General features: G+C 59.1%; 18 protein-coding genes, 1 tRNA gene and 1 riboswitch. Of the genes, 7 read left to right on the plus strand and 12 right to left on the minus strand.

Going from position 1 to position 19003, the window contains the following annotated elements:
• The first annotated feature begins 116 nt into the window (after positions 1-116).
• Positions 117-1226: a 3-isopropylmalate dehydrogenase gene (leuB, locus tag QO005_RS18410; protein WP_307159530.1), complete on the plus strand. Its 1110-nt coding sequence runs from the start codon at positions 117-119 to the stop codon at positions 1224-1226.
• A 426-nt stretch (positions 1227-1652) separates the two neighbouring features.
• Positions 1653-2384, plus strand: coding sequence for a phosphatase PAP2 family protein (locus tag QO005_RS18415; RefSeq protein ID WP_307159531.1), 732 nt, complete (start codon positions 1653-1655; stop codon positions 2382-2384).
• A 53-nt stretch (positions 2385-2437) separates the two neighbouring features.
• Here QO005_RS18415 and QO005_RS18420 read toward each other — a convergent pair whose 3' ends face one another.
• The gene (locus QO005_RS18420) at positions 2438-4321 is read right to left on the minus strand and encodes an MFS transporter (RefSeq protein ID WP_307159532.1); all 1884 of its coding nucleotides are present in this window, start codon (positions 4319-4321) and stop codon (positions 2438-2440) included.
• A gap of 559 nt (positions 4322-4880) precedes the next feature.
• Between QO005_RS18420 and QO005_RS18425 the strand changes: the two genes are divergently transcribed.
• Positions 4881-5915, plus strand: coding sequence for an aspartate-semialdehyde dehydrogenase (locus QO005_RS18425; RefSeq protein WP_307159533.1), 1035 nt, complete (start codon positions 4881-4883; stop codon positions 5913-5915).
• A 317-nt stretch (positions 5916-6232) separates the two neighbouring features.
• Positions 6233-7051: a lytic murein transglycosylase gene (locus QO005_RS18430; protein ID WP_370878110.1), complete on the plus strand. Its 819-nt coding sequence runs from the start codon at positions 6233-6235 to the stop codon at positions 7049-7051.
• Positions 7052-7396: 345 nt separating this feature from the next.
• On the opposite strand, the gene QO005_RS18435 is transcribed toward QO005_RS18430, so the two are convergent.
• From QO005_RS18435 to QO005_RS18455, 5 genes are all read right to left on the minus strand, one after another.
• Positions 7397-7558 (minus strand): hypothetical protein, encoded by a 162-nt coding sequence (locus QO005_RS18435; RefSeq protein ID WP_307159534.1) that lies wholly within the window; start codon positions 7556-7558, stop codon positions 7397-7399.
• 283 nt (positions 7559-7841) lie between these two features.
• The gene (locus QO005_RS18440; protein ID WP_307159535.1) at positions 7842-8030 is read right to left on the minus strand and encodes a Trm112 family protein; all 189 of its coding nucleotides are present in this window, start codon (positions 8028-8030) and stop codon (positions 7842-7844) included.
• A gap of 9 nt (positions 8031-8039) precedes the next feature.
• Positions 8040-8714, minus strand: a complete 675-nt coding sequence (locus tag QO005_RS18445; protein ID WP_307159536.1) for an LON peptidase substrate-binding domain-containing protein — start codon at positions 8712-8714, stop codon at positions 8040-8042.
• A 158-nt stretch (positions 8715-8872) separates the two neighbouring features.
• Entirely contained in the window at positions 8873-9844 is a 972-nt protein-coding gene (trxA, locus tag QO005_RS18450) for a thioredoxin (protein WP_307159537.1), read from the minus strand.
• A gap of 69 nt (positions 9845-9913) precedes the next feature.
• On the minus strand, positions 9914-10423 hold the full coding sequence (locus QO005_RS18455; RefSeq protein ID WP_307159538.1) for a prolyl-tRNA synthetase associated domain-containing protein: 510 nt from the start codon (positions 10421-10423) through the stop codon (positions 9914-9916).
• Positions 10424-10705: 282 nt separating this feature from the next.
• Between QO005_RS18455 and QO005_RS18460 the strand changes: the two genes are divergently transcribed.
• Positions 10706-10780, plus strand: a tRNA-Gly gene (locus QO005_RS18460).
• Positions 10781-11042: 262 nt separating this feature from the next.
• Here the strand turns inward: QO005_RS18460 and QO005_RS18465 are convergent.
• The 6 genes from QO005_RS18465 to mtgA all read right to left on the minus strand — a co-directional run bounded on the left by QO005_RS18465 (position 11043) and on the right by mtgA (position 16847).
• A complete protein-coding gene (locus QO005_RS18465; RefSeq protein ID WP_307159539.1) occupies positions 11043-12332 on the minus strand; it encodes an MFS transporter in 1290 nt (429 codons plus the stop codon).
• Positions 12333-12427: 95 nt separating this feature from the next.
• Positions 12428-13435 carry an aldose epimerase family protein gene (locus QO005_RS18470; RefSeq protein WP_307159540.1) on the minus strand — a complete coding sequence of 336 codons (1008 nt, stop codon included), beginning with the start codon at positions 13433-13435 and terminating at the stop codon, positions 12428-12430.
• Positions 13436-13598: 163 nt separating this feature from the next.
• Positions 13599-14522, minus strand: coding sequence for a homoserine O-acetyltransferase MetA (metA, locus tag QO005_RS18475; protein ID WP_307159541.1), 924 nt, complete (start codon positions 14520-14522; stop codon positions 13599-13601).
• Positions 14523-14600: 78 nt separating this feature from the next.
• A riboswitch (SAM riboswitch) is annotated at positions 14601-14678 on the minus strand.
• 252 nt (positions 14679-14930) lie between these two features.
• On the minus strand, positions 14931-15116 hold the full coding sequence (gene rpmF, locus QO005_RS18480; protein ID WP_007604390.1) for a 50S ribosomal protein L32: 186 nt from the start codon (positions 15114-15116) through the stop codon (positions 14931-14933).
• Positions 15117-15401: 285 nt separating this feature from the next.
• Positions 15402-16100 (minus strand): glutathione S-transferase family protein, encoded by a 699-nt coding sequence (locus QO005_RS18485; RefSeq protein ID WP_307159542.1) that lies wholly within the window; start codon positions 16098-16100, stop codon positions 15402-15404.
• 81 nt (positions 16101-16181) lie between these two features.
• Positions 16182-16847, minus strand: coding sequence for a monofunctional biosynthetic peptidoglycan transglycosylase (gene mtgA / locus QO005_RS18490; RefSeq protein WP_307159610.1), 666 nt, complete (start codon positions 16845-16847; stop codon positions 16182-16184).
• A 335-nt stretch (positions 16848-17182) separates the two neighbouring features.
• Here mtgA and QO005_RS18495 point away from each other — a divergent pair, with 335 nt between their 5' ends.
• Both QO005_RS18495 and QO005_RS18500 read left to right on the plus strand, forming a co-directional pair.
• A complete protein-coding gene (locus QO005_RS18495; protein ID WP_307159543.1) occupies positions 17183-18079 on the plus strand; it encodes a polyprenyl synthetase family protein in 897 nt (298 codons plus the stop codon).
• A gap of 218 nt (positions 18080-18297) precedes the next feature.
• Complete coding sequence (locus QO005_RS18500; RefSeq protein ID WP_307159544.1) at positions 18298-18936, plus strand: LysE family translocator; 639 nt, start codon at positions 18298-18300, stop codon at positions 18934-18936.
• Positions 18937-19003: the final 67 nt, after the last annotated feature.

A 19003-nucleotide genomic window follows, 5' to 3' on the forward strand; every position in this document is an offset into this window, starting at 1 on the left:
CACATTTCGGCAGGTTTTGCCGGAATAAAAAGCGTACCGCTCTTCAGGAAGGTGTCCTTGAATTGGCCGTCACGGGCCGATAAAACGCCTCAACTTGATCAGAAGAGGTTACAGCCATGGCGCGCACGCTTTTCCTGCTTCCCGGTGACGGTATCGGTCCGGAGGCGATGAACGAAGTCCGCAAGATCATTTCCTACATGAACGAGGAATTGGCGGCGGGTTTTGAAACCGATGAGGGTCTGGTGGGCGGCTCCGCCTACGACGCCCATGGCGCGGCCATCAGCGAAGCGGACATGGCCAAGGCCATGGCGGCGGATGCCGTGCTGTTCGGTGCGGTCGGCGGCCCGAAATGGGATGCCGTACCTTACGAGGTGCGCCCGGAAGCAGGCCTGCTGCGCCTGCGCAAGGATCTGGAGCTTTTCGCCAACCTGCGCCCCGCCATCTGCTATCCGGCGCTGGCTTCCGCTTCTTCGCTGAAGCCGGAACTGGTGGAAGGCCTGGATATCCTGATCATCCGCGAACTGACGGGTGGCGTCTATTTCGGCGAGCCGAAGACCATCACCGATCTCGGCAATGGCCAGAAGCGCGCCATCGATACCCAGGTCTACGACACCTATGAGATCGAGCGTATTTCCGCCGTGGCCTTCGAAATGGCCCGCACCCGCCGCAATACCGTGTGCTCCATGGAAAAGCGCAACGTCATGAAGTCCGGTGTGCTGTGGAACCAGGTGGTAACCGAGACGCACAAGGCCAAGTATTCCGATGTGAAGCTCGAGCATATGCTGGCCGATGCCGGCGGCATGCAGCTGGTCCGCGCGCCGAAGCAGTTCGACGTCATCGTCACCGACAACCTGTTCGGCGACATGCTCTCCGACGTCGCCGCCATGCTGACCGGCTCGCTCGGCATGCTGCCGTCGGCCTCGCTCGGCGCACCGGACGGCAAGACCGGCAAGCGCAAGGCGCTCTATGAGCCGGTGCACGGTTCCGCCCCGGACATTGCCGGTCAGGGCATTGCCAACCCGATCGCCATGATCGCCTCCTTCGCCATGTGCCTGCGCTATTCCTTCAACCTGGTGAAGGAAGCCGACGCATTGGAAAAGGCCATTGCCAACGTGCTCGACAAGGGCATCCGCACCGGCGACATCATGGCCGAAGGCTGCACCAAGGTCGGCACCGCCGAAATGGGCGATGCCATCCTGGCCGAGTTCAAGACGCTGGTGCAGTAATCAGGAGTCTGTATCCGAGCCCTACAGCGCCGTGCGTTTTATCAAACGCACGGCGCTGTAACTCTTTAAATCTTCTGCATAATTTTATCCTTAAATCGATTCCGATTTAAGGAATTATGCAGTATGTCATGTGCCTGTAATTCCGCGCCCTTACCATGATAGCGCGGAATAAGGATGGGCCTGAGGGGTCCGCAAGGACAGGCGCATCCCAAACCGTTGATCAGCAGGAATGCCGGTGGCTTACTGCATAACTCCTTAAATCGGAGTCGATTTAAGGTGAGAATTATGCAGCAGGTTTAAAGTGTTAAAGCGCGCTTTAGCCGGCATTCGCTTGAAAACGATGGGCGGGACATGAAAGCCGTTTTTCGGCGTTTACGAAAAGGCAGGGCGCGATATCCCATGCCTGAATGCAAGGCGCGTCTGTGCATGACCGTCGCGCTGAGCCTGATTGCACTGGCCTGTCTGGTCTTTGACAGGGCAACCGGGGTGCTGGGCCGCTTTGCCAGCCCCGAAGCGCGGGAGTGGGCAAAACTGCTCTCCAATATGGGCGATTCCGGCTGGAGCCTGTTGATCAGCGCATTGCTTGCGATAGAGGGTGCGGCCATGGCGCGGCTGGCCCGGCGGGCAAGCCATAGAGCAAGGGCGGCGTTCTTCAGTGCGCTTGGATGTTATTGTTTCCTCAGCCTCGCACTCTCCGGCCTCATCGCCAATCTTCTGAAGCGTTTGATCGGTAGGGCACGTCCGGGAGAGTTTCCGCTGGAAGATCCCTTCCATTTCCTGCCGCTGGCCGGACGCGCCAGTTTCGAAAGCTTTCCATCCGGCCATTCCACCACCATCGGCGCGCTGTTCATGATTGCCGCCCTGCTGGCGCCGCGTTACCGGATCGCCTTTGCCGTGGCGGCACTCTGGTGCGGCATGGGGCGTGTCATGCTGGGCGCGCATTATCCAAGCGATGTGCTGGCGGGTTTGAGCTTTGGTGCCTGGTTCACCTGGTTCATGGCCATTGTCTTTGCCCGGCACGGGCTGGTCTTCCGCCTCGATGCACACCATGTGCCGGTTCTCAGCCAGCCGCTCATTCGCTGTCCGCAGGCCGAGGCCAGGGCGAAAAGGCAGACTTCTTCTGCGTTGGCTGCAACGGCAGTTTTGCAAACCTCATGAAAATGCCCGGAACCAGGGTTCCGGGCATTGATTTGGCAGATGACGCGGCGTGATCAGGCGTCGATATCGTTATTCTTGGTTTCCCGCAGGAACAGCATGCCGATCACGAAGGATATGCCGGCGATGACAATGGGATACCAGAGACCGTAATAGATATCGCCCTTGGCCGCGCTCATGGCGAAGGCCGTGGCGGGCAGAAGACCACCGAACCAGCCATTGCCGATGTGATAGGGCAGCGACATGCCGGTATAGCGGATGCGGGTGGGGAACATTTCCACCAGCATGGCGGCAATCGGGCCATAAACCATGGTCACATAGATCACCAGCACCGTCAGGATGGCCACGAGCGGCACCCATTTGACCTGGGCCGGATCGGCCACCATCTTGAAGGCGCCGCCATTGGCAATGGTGTAGACCGGCATGGACTGCATGCCAGCGGCTGCGGCTTCATCCGCCGTCAGCAGCTTGTCCGCCACCAGCTTGTCCGTGGGCACCGTGGTGCTCGGACCGCCGCGCACGGCTTCGGCATTCAGCTTCAGTTCCGGATTGGCGGCAATGAAGGCGTTCAGCTTGGCGTCCGGCACCTTCACCGCATCACGGACCAGCGGATAGCCGGCATCGTGCAGGGCAATGTTGACGCTCTTCTGCAGGCTGGCATCGAGAGCCTTGGCATTGGCGCCGGCCTTGATGCTGTCATAGCTCGAAATTTCGGCATTGCCGAGCTTGATCGCGGCCGTGGAGCCGGCAGCACCGGGCACGACTTCATAGGGCACCGAATTCTTCGTCAGCAGAGCGGTTGCGATATCGCAAGAGGTGGTGAACTTGGCCGTCCCCGTCGGATTGAACTGGAAATTACAATCTGCCGGATCTGCCGTCACCGTGGCCTTCACCGTCGCCTGCGCTTCAGCCAGGGCCGGATTGCCTGCCCAGGTCATGGCCTTGAAGAGCGGGAAGTAGGTGAGCATGGCCAGCAGCAGGCCCGCCATGATAATCGGCTTGCGGCCGATCTTGTCCGAAAGCCAGCCGAAGACGACGAAGAACATCGTGCCGAGCGCCAGCGCAATCGCCACCATGATATTGGCGGCCTGGGCATCCACCTTTAGCACGTTCTGCAGGAAGAACAGCGCATAGAACTGGCCCGAATACCAGACGACGGCCTGACCGGCGACAGCGCCCAGCAGCGCCAGAATGGCGATCTTGGCATTCTTCCACTGGCCGAAGGCTTCCGAAATCGGCGCCTTGGACTGGGTGCCCTCCTCCTTCATCTTCTTGAAGGCGGGGGATTCGTTCATCTGCATGCGGATCCAGACGGAAATGCCAAGCAGCACCACCGACAGCAGGAAGGGAATACGCCAGCCCCAGGCCGCAAAGGCTTCCTTGCCCATGGCCATCTGGATACCGAGGATGATCAGAAGCGACAGGAACAGGCCCAGCGTTGCCGTGGTCTGGATCCAGGAGGTGTAGAAACCGCGGCGGCCATGCGGCGCATGTTCGGCCACATAGGTGGCGGCACCGCCATATTCGCCGCCCAGCGCCAGGCCCTGCAGCATGCGCAGCACGATGAGGATGATGGGCGCGGCAATGCCAATGGTGGCCGAACCCGGCAGGATGCCCACCAGGAAGGTGGAAGCGCCCATGATCAGGATCGTGACGAGGAAGGTATATTTACGCCCGACAAGGTCGCCAAGCCGGCCAAAGACCAGCGCTCCGAACGGGCGTACGAGAAAGCCCGCCGCAAAGGCCAGCAGCGTGAAGATGTTGCGGGTGGTCTCCGGGTATTGGGAGAAGAAGGTTGCGCCGATATAGATCGCCAGCGAACCGTAGAGATAGAAATCATACCACTCGAACACGGTGCCGAGCGACGAGGCGAAAATGACTTTCCGCTCCTCAGCCGTCATGCCGCGTGCCGAACCGTGCATGGTTGCGACATTTGCCATTGTTGATCCTCCTCAACATGTTCCGCGCCAGCCGCCGCCCCCTCCTCCGAGGCAATGTGTCGCGGCTGCGACTGAGCAGTAAACTGACAGAATTCGAGGCGAATCGAGAGAGATGCTTTGGGCTTATGACTTTCGTCTAATGCGGCCTGGAGTGTTTCCAAGGAAAAGTGGAACCGGTTTTCCGCCCGGAAACACGAAAACACTCTCTTCGGTGCGTGATTGAGGCATGACACGTGGCCTTTTTTAGCGCCGGGACGCTCTCGCGGGGAGCCCTGTTTCTTGACAGCGGCAGAAAAGGGAGTAAAGGCAGAGGCGGAAGGAAACGTGAGATGAGCCAAGCTTTGATCATCGCCGCCATGGAAGGCAACCGGGCAGTCTCTGCCGCGGAGCCATTGGCATGCGCGTTTCCTCTGACCATCACGGCCAAAACGACGATTAAAACCGTCTGACGTCTCTGGCCCACCGCTCTCTCCCCGGCAAGGCCGGGGACAGGAAGAACGCGGAATGCCGCGCTTCCCCCTCACCAAAGCCGAGGAGAGACAGAAAGAGAGCAGGTATCATGGGTTTCAAAGTTGCAATCGCAGGCGCCACCGGCAATGTCGGCCGCGAGATGTTGAATATTCTGGCCGAGCGCGGCTTCCCCGCCGATGAAGTGGTGGCGCTGGCTTCCGCTCGCTCGCAAGGCACCGAAGTGTCCTTTGGCGACAAGGTGCTGAAGGTCAAGAATCTGGAAAACTACGATTTTTCCGATACGGACATTTGCCTGATGTCGGCGGGCGGCACCGTTTCGCAGAAGTGGTCGCCGAAGATCGGCGCGCAGGGCTGCGTCGTCATCGACAATTCCTCCGCCTGGCGCTACGATTCCGAGGTTCCGCTGATCGTGCCGGAAGTGAACCCGGACGCCATCGCGAGCTTCTCCAAGAAGAACATCATTGCCAATCCGAATTGCTCGACCGCCCAGCTCGTCGTGGCGCTGAAGCCGCTGCATGACGTGGCCACCATCAAGCGCGTCGTCGTCTCCACCTATCAGTCGGTCTCCGGTGCCGGCAAGGAAGGCATGGACGAGCTCTTCACCCAGACCCGCGCCGTCTTCGTGGCCGATCCGGTGGAAAACAAGAAGTTCACCAAGCGCATCGCCTTCAACGTCATTCCGCATATCGATGTGTTCATGGAAGACGGTTACACCAAGGAAGAATGGAAGGTGCTGGCCGAAACCAAGAAGATGCTGGACCCGAAGATCAAGGTCACCTGCACCGCCGTGCGCGTGCCTGTCTTCATCGGCCACTCGGAATCGGTCAATATCGAGTTTGAAAAGGAAATCACCGCCGATCAGGCCCGTGAGATCCTGCGCGAAGCCCCCGGCTGCCTCGTCATCGACAAGCATGAAAACGGCGGCTACATCACCCCGGTCGAATCTGCGGGTGAAGATGCCACCTATATTTCGCGCATCCGCGAAGATGCTACCGTTGAAAACGGCCTGAACATGTGGGTGGTTTCCGACAACCTGCGCAAGGGCGCAGCTCTCAACGCCGTGCAGATCGCCGAGCTTCTGATCAATCGCGGCCTGATCAAGCCGAAGGCCCTGGCCGCCTGATTCTGAAATCACGCGCTTTTGAAAAAGGGTCGGTTTGGAGGGTGTTTTTTCCAAAACACCCTCCAAAATCTATGTTTTCCAGCATGTCCGAAGGGAAAACGGTTTCCAGTTTCCCTGGAAATGCTTCGGATTACTGCTTTTTCGCATTTCCGAACGGGAAACCGGTTCCCACTTTCCCTGGAAATGCTCTGTAAGCCCGCCCTTTTTTATGGTTTACACGAAGTTTAAACGCTTCATGCTTACGGACATGAGGCAGACACACACGGCGCGGCACCGGCAAGGGCCGCGCTTCCCGTATGGATGAGGTTTCGATGGGGATGAACAGGTTTCGCGCGGCAGCCTTTCTGGCGGTAACGGCGCTCTGTGGCATGGGTGGACAGGCTTTGGCGGCACCCGCTTGCAGCAACACATCTGCTGGCTTCGAGCAGTGGGTGGATGGTTTCAAGGCAGAGGCTGCCGGTCGTGGCGTCAGCCGCTCGGTTCTCGACCGCGCATTCGCCAATGTCCATTATAACCAGCCGACGATTCGCGCCGACCGGGGCCAGAAGAGCTTCAAGCTCTCCTTCGATGAATTCATGAAAAAACGGGGCGGCCAGGCAATCATCAGCCGTGGCAAGGCCATGAAGCGCGCCAATGCCCAGCTTTTTTCCACGATCGAGCGCCGCTTCGGCGTTCCTGCCGGCCCGCTCATCGCCATCTGGGGCATGGAAACCGGCTTCGGCAATTATATGGGCAATGAACACACGCTCTCTGCCGTCTCGACGCTGGCCTTCGACTGCCGCCGCAGCGACTACTTCAAGGACCAGCTCTATGCGGCCTTGAAACTGGTGGGAGATGGCGACCTGGATGTCAATTCGCGAGGGGCTGCCCATGGCGAGATCGGCCAGACCCAGTTCCTGCCGAAGAATGTCACGCTTTACGGCGTCGATGGCGATGGCGACCGCCATATCGACCTGATCCATTCCCGTGCGGATGCCTTGTCCTCCACGGCAAACTTCCTGAAGGGGCACGGCTGGCAGCCGGGTCTCGGTTATCAGCCGGGCGAGCCGAATTTCACCGCCATCGGCGGCTGGAATGCGGCCACCGTCTACCAGCAGGCCATTGCCTATATCGGCAAGGAAATCGACCGACCCTAACAGTCCGTCCAATAATCGCCACTGGCCGTCTGCAAATGGCAATTCCTGCGCTTCCGGTACTCACGTACGTTAAGTACGCTCCGTTCCGGTTCTCGAAATCACCATTTTCGCCAGGCCAGCAGCAATTCTTGAACAGACTGTAAAAAAAGCGCTTCCGCCGAAGAATTGGCGGAAGCGCTTTTTCATGGAGCCTGTGCTTGTGGACATTCGGCTTTGGGTAAGCCTCCTGCCCACTCCCGCTTAGAGTGCTTTTCGATCTGATTGAATTAGATCCGCGCTCCAACTCATTGTTTTTTACAGATTTCCGGACGGAAAGCCGGTTTCCACTTTTCTCGGGACAATACTCTAATGCAGTGTGCCGACGGGGTGATTATCATCCAGAATTTGGAAAACTTCCTGAAGGGCGCTGACGAGAACATCGGCTAACTGATCCAGTTCCTGGCTCAAGACCAGGGCCGCCAGATTGGACGTATCCGCCTGTGCGTCCGGTTCGAAATCGTCGTTCATTGCTATCCTGTGTCTCCGGGATCATCCCGGCCTTTATCAGCGCCATCCTCATGATGGTAAACGCCGAACAGCTTCGTTTCGTTCGATACAGCATCCTGCGGCAGAAGAAAACCGCATCATGCCGTAGCGCCTTGTTTTTGCATCGAATTCGGGAAAATTACCTTGCGGCGCCGTCTTCGTCAGCCTCAAGACTAGACGGCCTGACTTGCGCGGACCTGACGGCCAGCTTTCAGACCGCTTTGAGGACGGGCCATTGCCGGACATTGTGCCGGACAACCGCGAATCAGTCCTCGATCTTGCGGGCCTCGGAAACCAGCATGATCGGAATGCCATCCCGGATGGGATAGGCAAGCTTTGCCTTTTCAGACACCAGTTCGTTTCGCTCGCGGTCGAGCGTCAAACGGCCCGAGGTCAGCGGACAGACCAGCAATTCCAGCATTTTCGGGTCTACCCCGTTCATGCGCTGATCCATGGCGGTGCCTCACTGCAACAGGGTGTCGGCATCGCCGAACCCGCGCGCCAGATAGATTTCGGTGATGGCGATCAGGGTTTCCGCCCGGGATTTGAGATCCGGCGCTTCAAGGATCGCCTGCTTTTCGGCAGGACCGAAGGGGGACATCATCGACAGGGAATTGACCAGCGTCAGATTGCTGGCCCGCTGCACGCTTTCCCAATCCGCTTCCAGCTTGTTGGCTTCCAGATAGTCCCGGAAGGTGGAGAGCAGCTTGTCACGATCGACGCTTTTTTCCTCGTCGGCGGAGGTGAGATCGGCCATGAAGGGCGAAATGCGCGCCATGCGGAAGGGGCGGTGGCTTTTCACCTCCTCCAGCAGCCGGAAGCGGCAAATGCCGCCCAGCGACACGATATAGCGGCCATCGCCGGTTTCCGCATAGGAGGTGATGCGCCCGATACAGCCCATCTGGCTCAGCGCCGGCACGCCCGGCTCAAGTTCCAGCGGTTCCACCAGAGCCGGCTGGATCATGCCGATCAACCGGTCGCCCTTGAGGGCGTAGTCGAACATTTCCAGATAGCGCGGCTCGAAGATATTGAGCGGCAATTGTCCCGCTGGCAAAAGCAAGGCCCCGGAGAGCGGAAAAACCGGCAAAGTCTCCGGTAAATCCGCCGCTGAGAGATATCTTGCATTGCCGACGTGCATTCCTGCCTCCTGCAGTGGCGGTCGCGGGCGTGATGCCTGCCTCACCTCTGCCTTTGCATCGAAATCCGAAATTGCCGGGTAGTTTCGGAAATTCGAACGTAAGAGTAAAGCCTATGTGGAGCGACGGGACGAGAACTCAAGCCCGCATCAGCTCCCTGTCAGGAAAACAACAGCGCCGAAAGCTTTCGCCGCGCCTGAATGGTGGCCGGGTCCTTGAAGCCCCAGACATCGAAGAATTCCAGCAGCTGGCGGCGCGCGCCGTCATCATCGAAGGTGCGATCCTTTTTCATGATCAGCAGCAGATGATCGGCAGCCTCATCGCGACGGCCTTCGACATTGCGGATTTTCGCCAGCTTGAGGCGGGCGGCGTGGTCATCGGGATCGAGCGAGAGCTGATGCTCCAGCGCCACCGGATCGCCGAGCTTGCGCGCTTCCTCGATCTGCGCGAGGCGGGTGGCCACGGCCTGGATTTCCGGTGTCTTCGTCAGCGTTTCCGGCAAGCCTTCCAGAATCTGCCGCACCCGCTCATGCTGATCGAGCGCAATCATGCAATTGGCAATGCCCGCAACGGCAGCAGCATTTTCGGGATCGGCCTGCATGACAGCAGCGTAAAGCTGTGCGGCACCGTCGAAATCACCCTCGTCATAAAGACCCTTGGCCTCTTCCAGCACGGCGGCGATCTCCGCTGCCTGATCGGCTCCGCCCTCCGGGCCTCCGAGCTTGTCGATGAACTGGCGCACCTGACTTTCCGGCAACGCACCCATGAAGCCATCCACCGGGCGGCCATTGGAAAAGGCGATGACGGCGGGAATGGACTGAATGCCGAGCTGCCCGGCGATGGCGGGATGGTCATCGATGTTCATCTTGACCAGCTTGACCTTGCCCTTGGCCTCGTTGACCACTTTTTCGATCACCGGCGTCAGCTGGCGGCAGGGGCCGCACCACGGCGCCCAGAAATCCACCAGCACCGGCTGCCGCCGGGATTCCTCGATAACATCCTTGGTGAAGGCCTGGGTGGTGGTTTCCTTGATCAGGCCACCCGGCTGGGGCGGAGCAGCCGTGCCGAAGCTGGCCTGGGCCGTCATCTGGGCGCCACCATAACCGCCATAGGGATTGCCTGTATCGCTCATCGGAAACTCCCGCCTCTCATGCTACCGTTTTCGGCCAACCTATCGGCTACCTGCCGTTTAAATCGTATGTCAGGCCGTGACTTTCAAGACAAGCGGCCTGTGGCCCGTTGCCTCAAGAAAGCGCAGCAAATCCTCCCGCCGGATCGAGGTCGTCGCATCGTTGGACAGCGGGTGGCAGTTGATGATTTCGTTCTCCATCAAGGTCTCGTCCAGCACGAAGGTCACGTTGAGACCGCGATCGTTGATGGCTCCAAACGCTGTCACCGAACCGGGAATGACGCCCAGATACTCCATCAGCTTTTCCGGTTTGCCGAAGGAAACCTTGCTGGCCGCGCCGATCAGCGTATGCACGGTTTTCAGGTCGACAACGGCATTTTCCTCCACCGTCAGCAGGAAGAACTGATCCTTCTTGTCCTTCACGAACAGGTTCTTGGTGTGGCCGCCGGGAATTTCATCGCGGAGCGAAACGGATTCGGCCACGGTGAAAACCGGCGCATGCCGCTTTGTGCTATGGGCAATGCCAAGGTCATCGAGAAACTGGAAAAGAGCTTCCTGGGTGGCGGGCGCGGTTTCGCTCATGGAGATGGGTCCTGCTCTGTCATGGAACCTGCCGGATGAGAATAGAATGACCCGGCAAGGGATGGAATGCGTTATCCTCTACGACCGCAGGCATCAGCTTGCAATTCCTGCAGCTTCGAAATTTCCTTTTTGCAGCAAAGACTTCCGATCTGCTTGCAAAATTTCCGGCCGGAAGCGTCATTTCCCTGTTGCAATCGAAAAGCAGTTGGGCCATATAGCCCCCGTCGCCGCAAGACAGCGACCCACGGTTCAGCGAACTACCCCGGACCGATGGCTTGATGAGCGGGTGTAGCTCAGGGGTAGAGCACAACCTTGCCAAGGTTGGGGTCGAGGGTTCGAATCCCTTCGCCCGCTCCAAATCTTCCATTGTCCGAACCGAAGACATAGGTAACAGTTTGTACCTAAGACATAGGTGACAATCTCGTGCCGAACGGATTGTCGATGGTTTGTAGTGTTCTCTGTTCCAGGTCTATATATCCTAGATCATACTACATGAAGCTGACGAGCCAAATGCCGTCTTCCAATACATAGATGTCATACGCCCATATGCGGGCTGCTGTGCTGGACGCCGTGGAATGCGCTGCACCGGGGTGCAACGCATGACGCCGTGAGGGACGGATCAGCCTTTCAACCCATCCATGGTTTCGGTGCGTGTCGGACGGCTGCCGACCAGCATGACCAGCACTCCGGCTGCCGCAAGGCAGGCTGCGAGGAAGAACATCGGCGCGATGGTGCTCTGGGTTTGGTCACGGATGAAAGGCACGACATTCTGGGCGATGAAACCGCCGAGATTGCCGACTGAATTGATGGCCGCCAGACCGGCTGCGGCACCGGCCCCTTTCAGAAAGCGCGAGGGCAGGCTCCAGAAGACCGGCTGACCGGCAAAGATCCCCGCTGCGGCAATGCAGAGAAAGGCAAATTGCAGCACTTCATTCGTGAGCACCGCCGAGAGCACGAGGCTGACGGCGCCAACAAAGGCGGGCAGCACGATATAGGGAATCTTGTTCTTCACCCGGTCCGCGGCGGCTGGCACGACATAAAGCGCCAGGGCGACAACCACCCAGGGAATGATATTGATGAGCCCGTTGACGGTGTTGGAGACACCGAACTCCTTGACGATGGTGGGCAGCCAGTAGCTGAGGCCGTAGGCCGCCAGCGGAAAGCCGATATAGCAGACGGACATCAGCAGCACGAGCGGATTGGTCAGCGCCTTGAAGCCGTCATCCGCATGCTCTTCCATCCCCGCATTTTCCTGGGCGAGCCGATCGTGCAGCCATCGCTTTTCGTCATCCGCCAGAAAGCTTGCAGTCTCGGGGCGGTCATCCAGATAGAACAGCGTGACGATACCAGCGATCACCGCCGGAATACCGGTAGCGAGGAAAACCCATTCCCAGCCAGCATAGCCCAGAAAACCATCCAGATCGAGCAGCATGCCGCCCAACGGCGCACCGACTGCATTGGCAAGCGCGCTGAAGATCATGAAAAGGCCGACCATGCGGCCACGATAGTCCTTGGGAAACCACAGCGTCAGCAGATAGAGCACGCCGGGAAAGAACCCCGCCTCACACACGCCCAGCAGGAAGCGCAGGATGTAAAACATGGTGGCATTCTGGGTATAGGCCAGCGCAATGGTCACGGCGCCCCAGGATACCAGAATGCGGGCGAACCAGCGGCTGGCCCCGAAACGGTTGAGAAACAGATTGCTCGGCACCTCGAAGAGGAAATAGCCGATGAAGAACAGTGACGCTCCCAGCCCATAGGCATATTCGCTCAGCCCCAGCGCACCGACCATCTGCAGCTTGGCATAGCTGACATTCTGACGGTCGATATAGGCGATGAGATAAAGCAACCCAAGAAACGGCATCAGCCGCCAGGTGATCTTGGAAATAAGATGTTTTTCGGAAACCAAACTTCTCCCTCCCCGATATCCGGGACCGCCGATGATATCGGCGGTCGCAATACGACGGGAGAGTAACCCGAAAAGCGTGCAATGGTTCCGGAAAATCAACTTTTCGTAAAAATGTAGTCCGTTTCCTGCACCAACACCTCACCGGGTCGCAGCACGGCTTCCGGAAAACCCGTCTGATTGATGGCATCCGGCCAGATCTGGGTTTCGAGGCAGAGGCCGGCATAAGGGCCATAGCGGCGGCCCTCAAGCCCTGCTACCGGCACATCGAGATAAACGCCTGCATAAAACTGCACGCCGGGCTCGGTGGTGGCCACCGTCATGGACACGCCGGAGAGCGGGCTTGCCACCTTCCCGACCGGTCGCTTGGCCACGCGGGAGGAAGACAGGCAGAAATTATGATCGAAGGGCACCTGCACGCCCTGATCCTCGGTGCGGATGGGCCGGCTGACACGGAAATCGAAAGCGGTCCCGGCCACAGGGGCGGCGTGACCGTGCGGGATCAACCGTTCATTGACCGGCAGATAGGTCTCCGCGGCAACTTCCAGTTCGTGATCGAGAATATCCGCCGTGCCATCCAGATTGAAATAGGAATGCTGGCAGAGATTGACCGGTGTCGGCTGGTCAGCCGTCGCCTCGTAGCGTACCGCCAGCACGCCTTCAGGCTGGAGATGATAGGTGACGCGGGCCGTCACCGTGCCCGGATAGCCTGCGCGCCCGTCCGGATCGCGCACCTCCATCACCACCCGGTCACCGGCAAGATCGATGATCGACCAGTTGCGGACGGCAAGCCCGTCGCTGCCGCCATGCAGATGGGTTACGCCCCCTTCATTGCATTCGAGCTGATAGGCCCGGCCATCCAGCGTAAATCGGCCCTCTGCCAGCCGGTTGGCGACCCGGCCCGGCGTTGCGCCGAAATAGGGGGAATGCTCGAGATAGGACGCAAAGCTTTCGAAGCCCAGCACCAGCGGCGGCGCGTGGCCCGCAAGGCGCAGGTCCTGGATGACAGACCCGAATGTCAGCACCCTGGCCATCAGGCCGCCGCCTGACAGCGTCACCCGCTCCACGACCGAGCCATCCGGCAGTCTTGCAAATTCTTCCCGCATATCCTGAACTCCTCCCCGGTTTTATTCAGAAACCGGCTTATGCGAAGAGTCATTGAAGATGACTCTTCGCATTCCCTTTTCGAATATCTCAAGCCCTTGATGCATTTGAGATCTTCGAAATCTCTTCAAGGCGAGGATGCACTAGCATCTTCGAGCCTTGGTATTATCGATCCTTGCCGATCTCTTCCAGATCATAGGACGTGGTCTGGTACATTTCATTGATCCAGTTGCCGAACAGCAGATGGGCATGGCTGCGCCAGCGGTTGAGCGGCGTCAGCGTATCGTCATTATGCGGGAAGTAATCATGCGGCATCTTGATGGGCACGCCCGCATTCACATCGCGGAAATACTCGTCCGCCAGCGAGGTGGAATCATATTCGACATGGTTGAACATGTAGAGCCGGTTGCCGCGCTCTTCATGCACGAGACAAACGCCCATCTCGTCGGATTCCATCAGGATCTTCAGGTCCGGGACCTTTTCAATGTCGGCGCGGCGCACCTCCGTCCAGCGCGAAACCGGCACCTGGAAATCATCGGAAAAACCGTTGAGATAGATGGAGGACGGCGCGAGATTGCGGTGGCGATAAACCCCGAACGCCTTCTGCTTCAGCGGATGTTTCGGCACCTTGTGGAAGTGGTAGATTGCCGCCATGGCCCCCCAGCAGACATTCATGGTGGAGTGGACATTGATTTCCGTCCAGTCGAAGATCTGCTGCATCTCGTTCCAGTAGGTCACCTCCTCATAGGCAAGCGTCTCCACCGGGGCACCGGTGATGATGAAGCCATCGAACTTGCGGTGCTTTACCTCCTCCCAGGTCTGGTAGAAGGAAAAGAGATGATCCTCGGACGTGTTCTTGGCCTTGTGACCGCCAACGCGCACCAGCGACAATTCCACCTGCAGGGGAGAGGCGCCGATCAGCCGGGCAAACTGCACTTCCGTCTTGATCTTGTTGGGCATGAGGTTGAGAAGCCCGATCTGCAAGGGGCGGATATCCTGGCGGATAGCCACCGTCTCGGTCATGACCCGCACACCCTCGTTCACCAGGGTTTCAAAGGCAGGCAGCGTATCGGGAATCTTGATCGGCATGGTCCAACTTCCTGTTACGGCGAATGATTTCGCTCAAACACACCGGCGGCTTGCCAATCGCCACGGCCTCGGAAGTCTTTCCAACTTGCCTCGGCCCTTTAGCAACTTATTTAACGTGGCTGCAAGCCGGCCGGCCAAATCACCACGATGGAGGCGTGTCATACGCCCGCAGCGGTTACGAATCAATGAAAATCGCACACTACAGCGCCGTGCGCCAAATATGGCGCACAAAGGTCGCTGTAACACTTTTAATCTGCTGCATAATTTTCACCTTAAATCGATTCCGATTTAAGGAATTATGCAGGAGCGGCAGGTGAGGCAGGCGGCATCCATAACGAAAAACCCCGAGGCCGTTTCCGGCTTCGGGGATCAATGCATATCGGTCTGTCGTGCCGATGGCAGCGCGGATTATGCGCTTTCCTTCGGGGTCAGAACCTGACGGCCACGATACATGCCGGTCTTCAGGTCGATATGGTGCGGACGGCGCAGTTCGCCGGAGTTCTTGTCTTCGACATAGGTCGGAGCCTTCAGGCCGTCTGCAGAGCGGCGCATACCGCGCTTGGACGGGCTTGTTTTTCTTTTCGGTACAGCCATTTAACTTACTCCAGGTGACGGTCGAAAGCCGGTTTCCGGCCTCGCGGAGGCCGCACGGCAGGCGTTTCGATCTCGGAATTTGGCGGGCTTATACATGCCAAGTCCGCCTTTGACCAGCCCCTTCCACCAGATTTTTTCGATTCCGATGAGGCACTTGGCCCGGCATGGCTGGGGTTTTGTCCTAAAGCATGTCGCGCAAAAGTGTGCAGCGGTTTTGCGATAACGACATGCGTTAAACCAAGAATGTAAAGCACGTTGCATGCGGCTGATAAGCCGCAACGTGCTTTAGTTCCCTGCGATGGACGCAACCTGCCGATAGGCGTCCTCAACCTCTTCCGGCAGTTCATCCTCGGGAATGACCCAGGGCTCGGCGAGCGCGGCATTCACCCAGGCGATCCAGGCCGGATGGCGGCGGATGGTCTCCATATAGGCGAGCGCTGTCCGATCCTGCGTCAGGTTGAAGGTGGTGAAACGGTTCACCACCGGCGCAAACATGGCATCCGCCGCGCTGAAACTCTTGAACAGGAACGGGCCGCCGGAGCGGTCCAGGCATTCCTTCCAGATGGTTTCGATGCGGCGGACATTGTCCATCACCCCGTCAGGCAGCGCGATGGCCTTGACCGGACGGCGCATATTCATCGGGCAGGCATTGCGCAGCGCACGGAAGCCGCAGGCCATTTCCAGCGAGATGGAGCGGGCAAGCGCGCGATCCCGGCTGTCCGTGGGCCAAAGCCCGGCCTCGGGAAACAGTTCCGCGACATATTCGATGATAGCAACGGATTCCCAGACCTTGACCGCCCCATGTTGCAGCACCGGCACCTGACCGGAGGGGGAGATCGCCTTGATGGCAGGATTGCCTGCCGAAAAATCGAAGCGCACCAGCTTTTCATCGAAGGGAATGCCGCAGCCGGTCAGCGCCATCCATGGGCGAAGGGACCAGGAGGAGTAATTCTTATTGGCAATAAACAGGGTCAAATCCGTCATCGACATCCATTCCGCTCGAAAATCCTATCCTCTTTGACCATAGGAGCAGAGCGCCCTGCTGACCAACGCAAACTGCTGACATCACTCATCAAGACAGGTGATGTAAGGACCGGCATTGCGGGCGCGGCGTTCCACCATGGCGGCAAGGCCACGCAGCCCCGGCCCCGGCCTTCCGGCATTGCGGGTAATGGGATTGGGCAGGGCCACGGCCAGAAGAGCCGCCTGCCGGGCCGAAAGCTTTGCGGCGGGCACCTTGAAATAATGGCGGGCAGCGGCTTCCGCACCGTAAATACCGGGACCCCATTCCGCAACGTTCAGATAAATCTCCAGCGTGCGCCGCTTCGACCAGATGACATTGGCGGTGAGCGCCATGGGAATTTCCAGCCCCTTGCGGATGAAGGAGCGGCTATTCCAGAGATAGAGATTTTTCACTGTCTGCATGGTGATGGTGCTGGCGCCGCGTGTCGCCTCGCCGTCAAGGGCATCATCGATAACGCTGCGCATCTGCACCCAGTCGACACCATTATGGCTGCAGAACTGGCCATCCTCCGACATCAGCACCGAGCGCAGGAGAGAGGGGGAAATCTCATCCAGCGAGACCCATTGCCGGTCATAGCCGCGAAACAGCGCCAGATCGGCCAGCATCAGCGTCGAGACGGGATGCACGAAGGACGGACGATAGAGGATCATCAGGACAAGGGGCAGTACGGCCAGAAAAACAAGGACCTTGGCGATTTTCTCCAGCAAGATCCGCCTGCCTCCCTTGTCTTCTTCCGGTCCGTCTTGCGGCAACGTGTCGTCGTCCTGCCCAGCGCTCTCCGGCGCCTGTTGCGAAGCCTGATCGACGCTCACCACCCTGTCCCTCATCCCCTGGCCGTTACGCAACAGCAGCCCTGCCGCTTCTCTCACCTTCCCATCTAAAGGACAGGATAAAAAGCGGAAAGAGGGTGGCCCTGTCTTTCTGTCCCCGGTTTTTCGGCTGATCAGCGGGGAAATTCCCGTTGCACGCGGGGTAAAGGCCATGCAAAAGAGCGCAAAACACGCAGGCCGCAAGCCTGGCCCGGCATGCTGAGAGGCTTTTCATGTTCGAAGATCGTTTGCGAGAAACGGCGGCGCAGGTTCAGGCATTGCTGACTGAGCTGCTCGGCACCGATCTCCTCGAGGGCGAAATCGCCCGCCCGCCACGCCTGATGGCGGCCATGCGCCATGCAGTGCTGAATGGCGGCAAGCGGCTTCGGCCTTTTCTGGTCATGGAAACCGCCCGGCTGCTCGGCGGCGATGCAAAAGCCGCCCTGCGAGTGGGGGCGGCGCTCGAATGCCTGCACTGCTATTCCCTGGTTCACGACGATCTCCCGGCCATGGACAATGACGATCTGCGCCGGGGCCAGCCGACGGTCCATATCGCCTTCGACGAGGCAACCGCCATTCTGGCCGGCGACAGCCTGTTGACGCTGGCCTTCGACATTATCGCGGCGCCGGAAACAGCGCTGCCAGCAGCACGACGGGCCGATCTGGTGCTGGCGCTGGCGCGCGCCGCAGGTCCGGGCGGCATGGCTGGCGGCCAGATGCTCGATCTGGAAGCCGAAAAACAGGCTCCGGACGAAGCGGGGATCGTCACCCTGCAAGCCATGAAGACAGGCGCCCTGCTGCGCTTTGCCTGCGAAGCGGGCGCACTGATCGCCACCGACGATCGAGAGCACCACCAGCGCCTGCAAGCCTTTGGAGCGCTGATCGGCCGCGCCTTCCAGCTGGCAGACGACCTGCTCGATCTTACCGCCGATGCCGCGACCCTGGGCAAGGCGACCGGCAAGGATGCCGGACGCAACAAGGGCACGCTGGTTTCCCTGAAGGGCCAGGCCTGGGCCGAGGCGGAGCTGGACCGGCTGATCGACGCGGCAATTGCCCTGCTCGTCCCTTACGGAGACAGCGCCCAGGTGCTGATCGAAGCCGCCCGCTTCGTGGCAAACCGCAGAAGCTAAGAGGATATAGCGCCGTGCGTTTTATCAAACGCACAAAGGACGCTGTAACACTTTAAATCTACTGCATATTTCTTAAAACGATTCCGATTTAAGGAATTATGCAGTAGCCGGTAGAGCGGCCCGCGCATCCATCACCGCAGATCATACGGGCCATCAGAAACTTTCGGATGTTCCATAGCTCTCTTTCGGTTAGACTCCTGACATAGCAGGAGAGTCCAATGTCTGAGCTTGAGCCTTACCTGCCGCAGATGGCAGCAGCCTATATGGTCTATCTGGTTGCCGTTCTCAGCCCCGGTCCGGCCAATATCGCCATCATCAACGGCGCAATCCTGCATGGCCGCCGCCACGGGCTGGTGCTGGCCTGGGGCGTGTTTGCCGGTTCATTCACCTGGGCCATGGCGGCTGCCCTTGGGCTATCGATCGTTCTCAGCCGTTACGGACATGCGCTGCAACTGCTGAAAATCGCAGGCGGTTTTTACATGCTGTTCCTGGCCTACAAGGCCTCGCGCAGCCTGTTCAGCCCGGCGGCGTTGCTGGACAGGAGCGAGGCGGCTCCGAGCGGAACACTGCGCATCTTCCTGACCGGTTATGCCATCCACCTGACCAACCCAAAGGCAATCTTCGGCTGGCTGGCGATCATCTCGCTCGGTCTGCCTGCCTCAGCCCCGGGCAGCGCAGTTGCGGTGATTGTCGGCGGCTGCCTCAGCACCAGCTTCCTGGTCTTTACCGGCTATGCGCTGATGTTTTCCACCGAACGGGCCGCCCGGCTCTATCGCGCTGCCCGCAGGCCGCTGGACGCCGCAATGGCGCTAATCTTCGGCGCGGCCGGTGCACGCATGCTGTCGAGCACGCTCTGATACAGGGCAGAAAGAAAAAAGGCGCCGAGATGAACGGCGCCTTTTCCTTGATAGAGAACCTCAAAAT

The sequence above is a fragment of the Allorhizobium paknamense genome (assembly GCF_030815125.1).
Lineage (GTDB): Bacteria > Pseudomonadota > Alphaproteobacteria > Rhizobiales > Rhizobiaceae > Allorhizobium > Allorhizobium paknamense.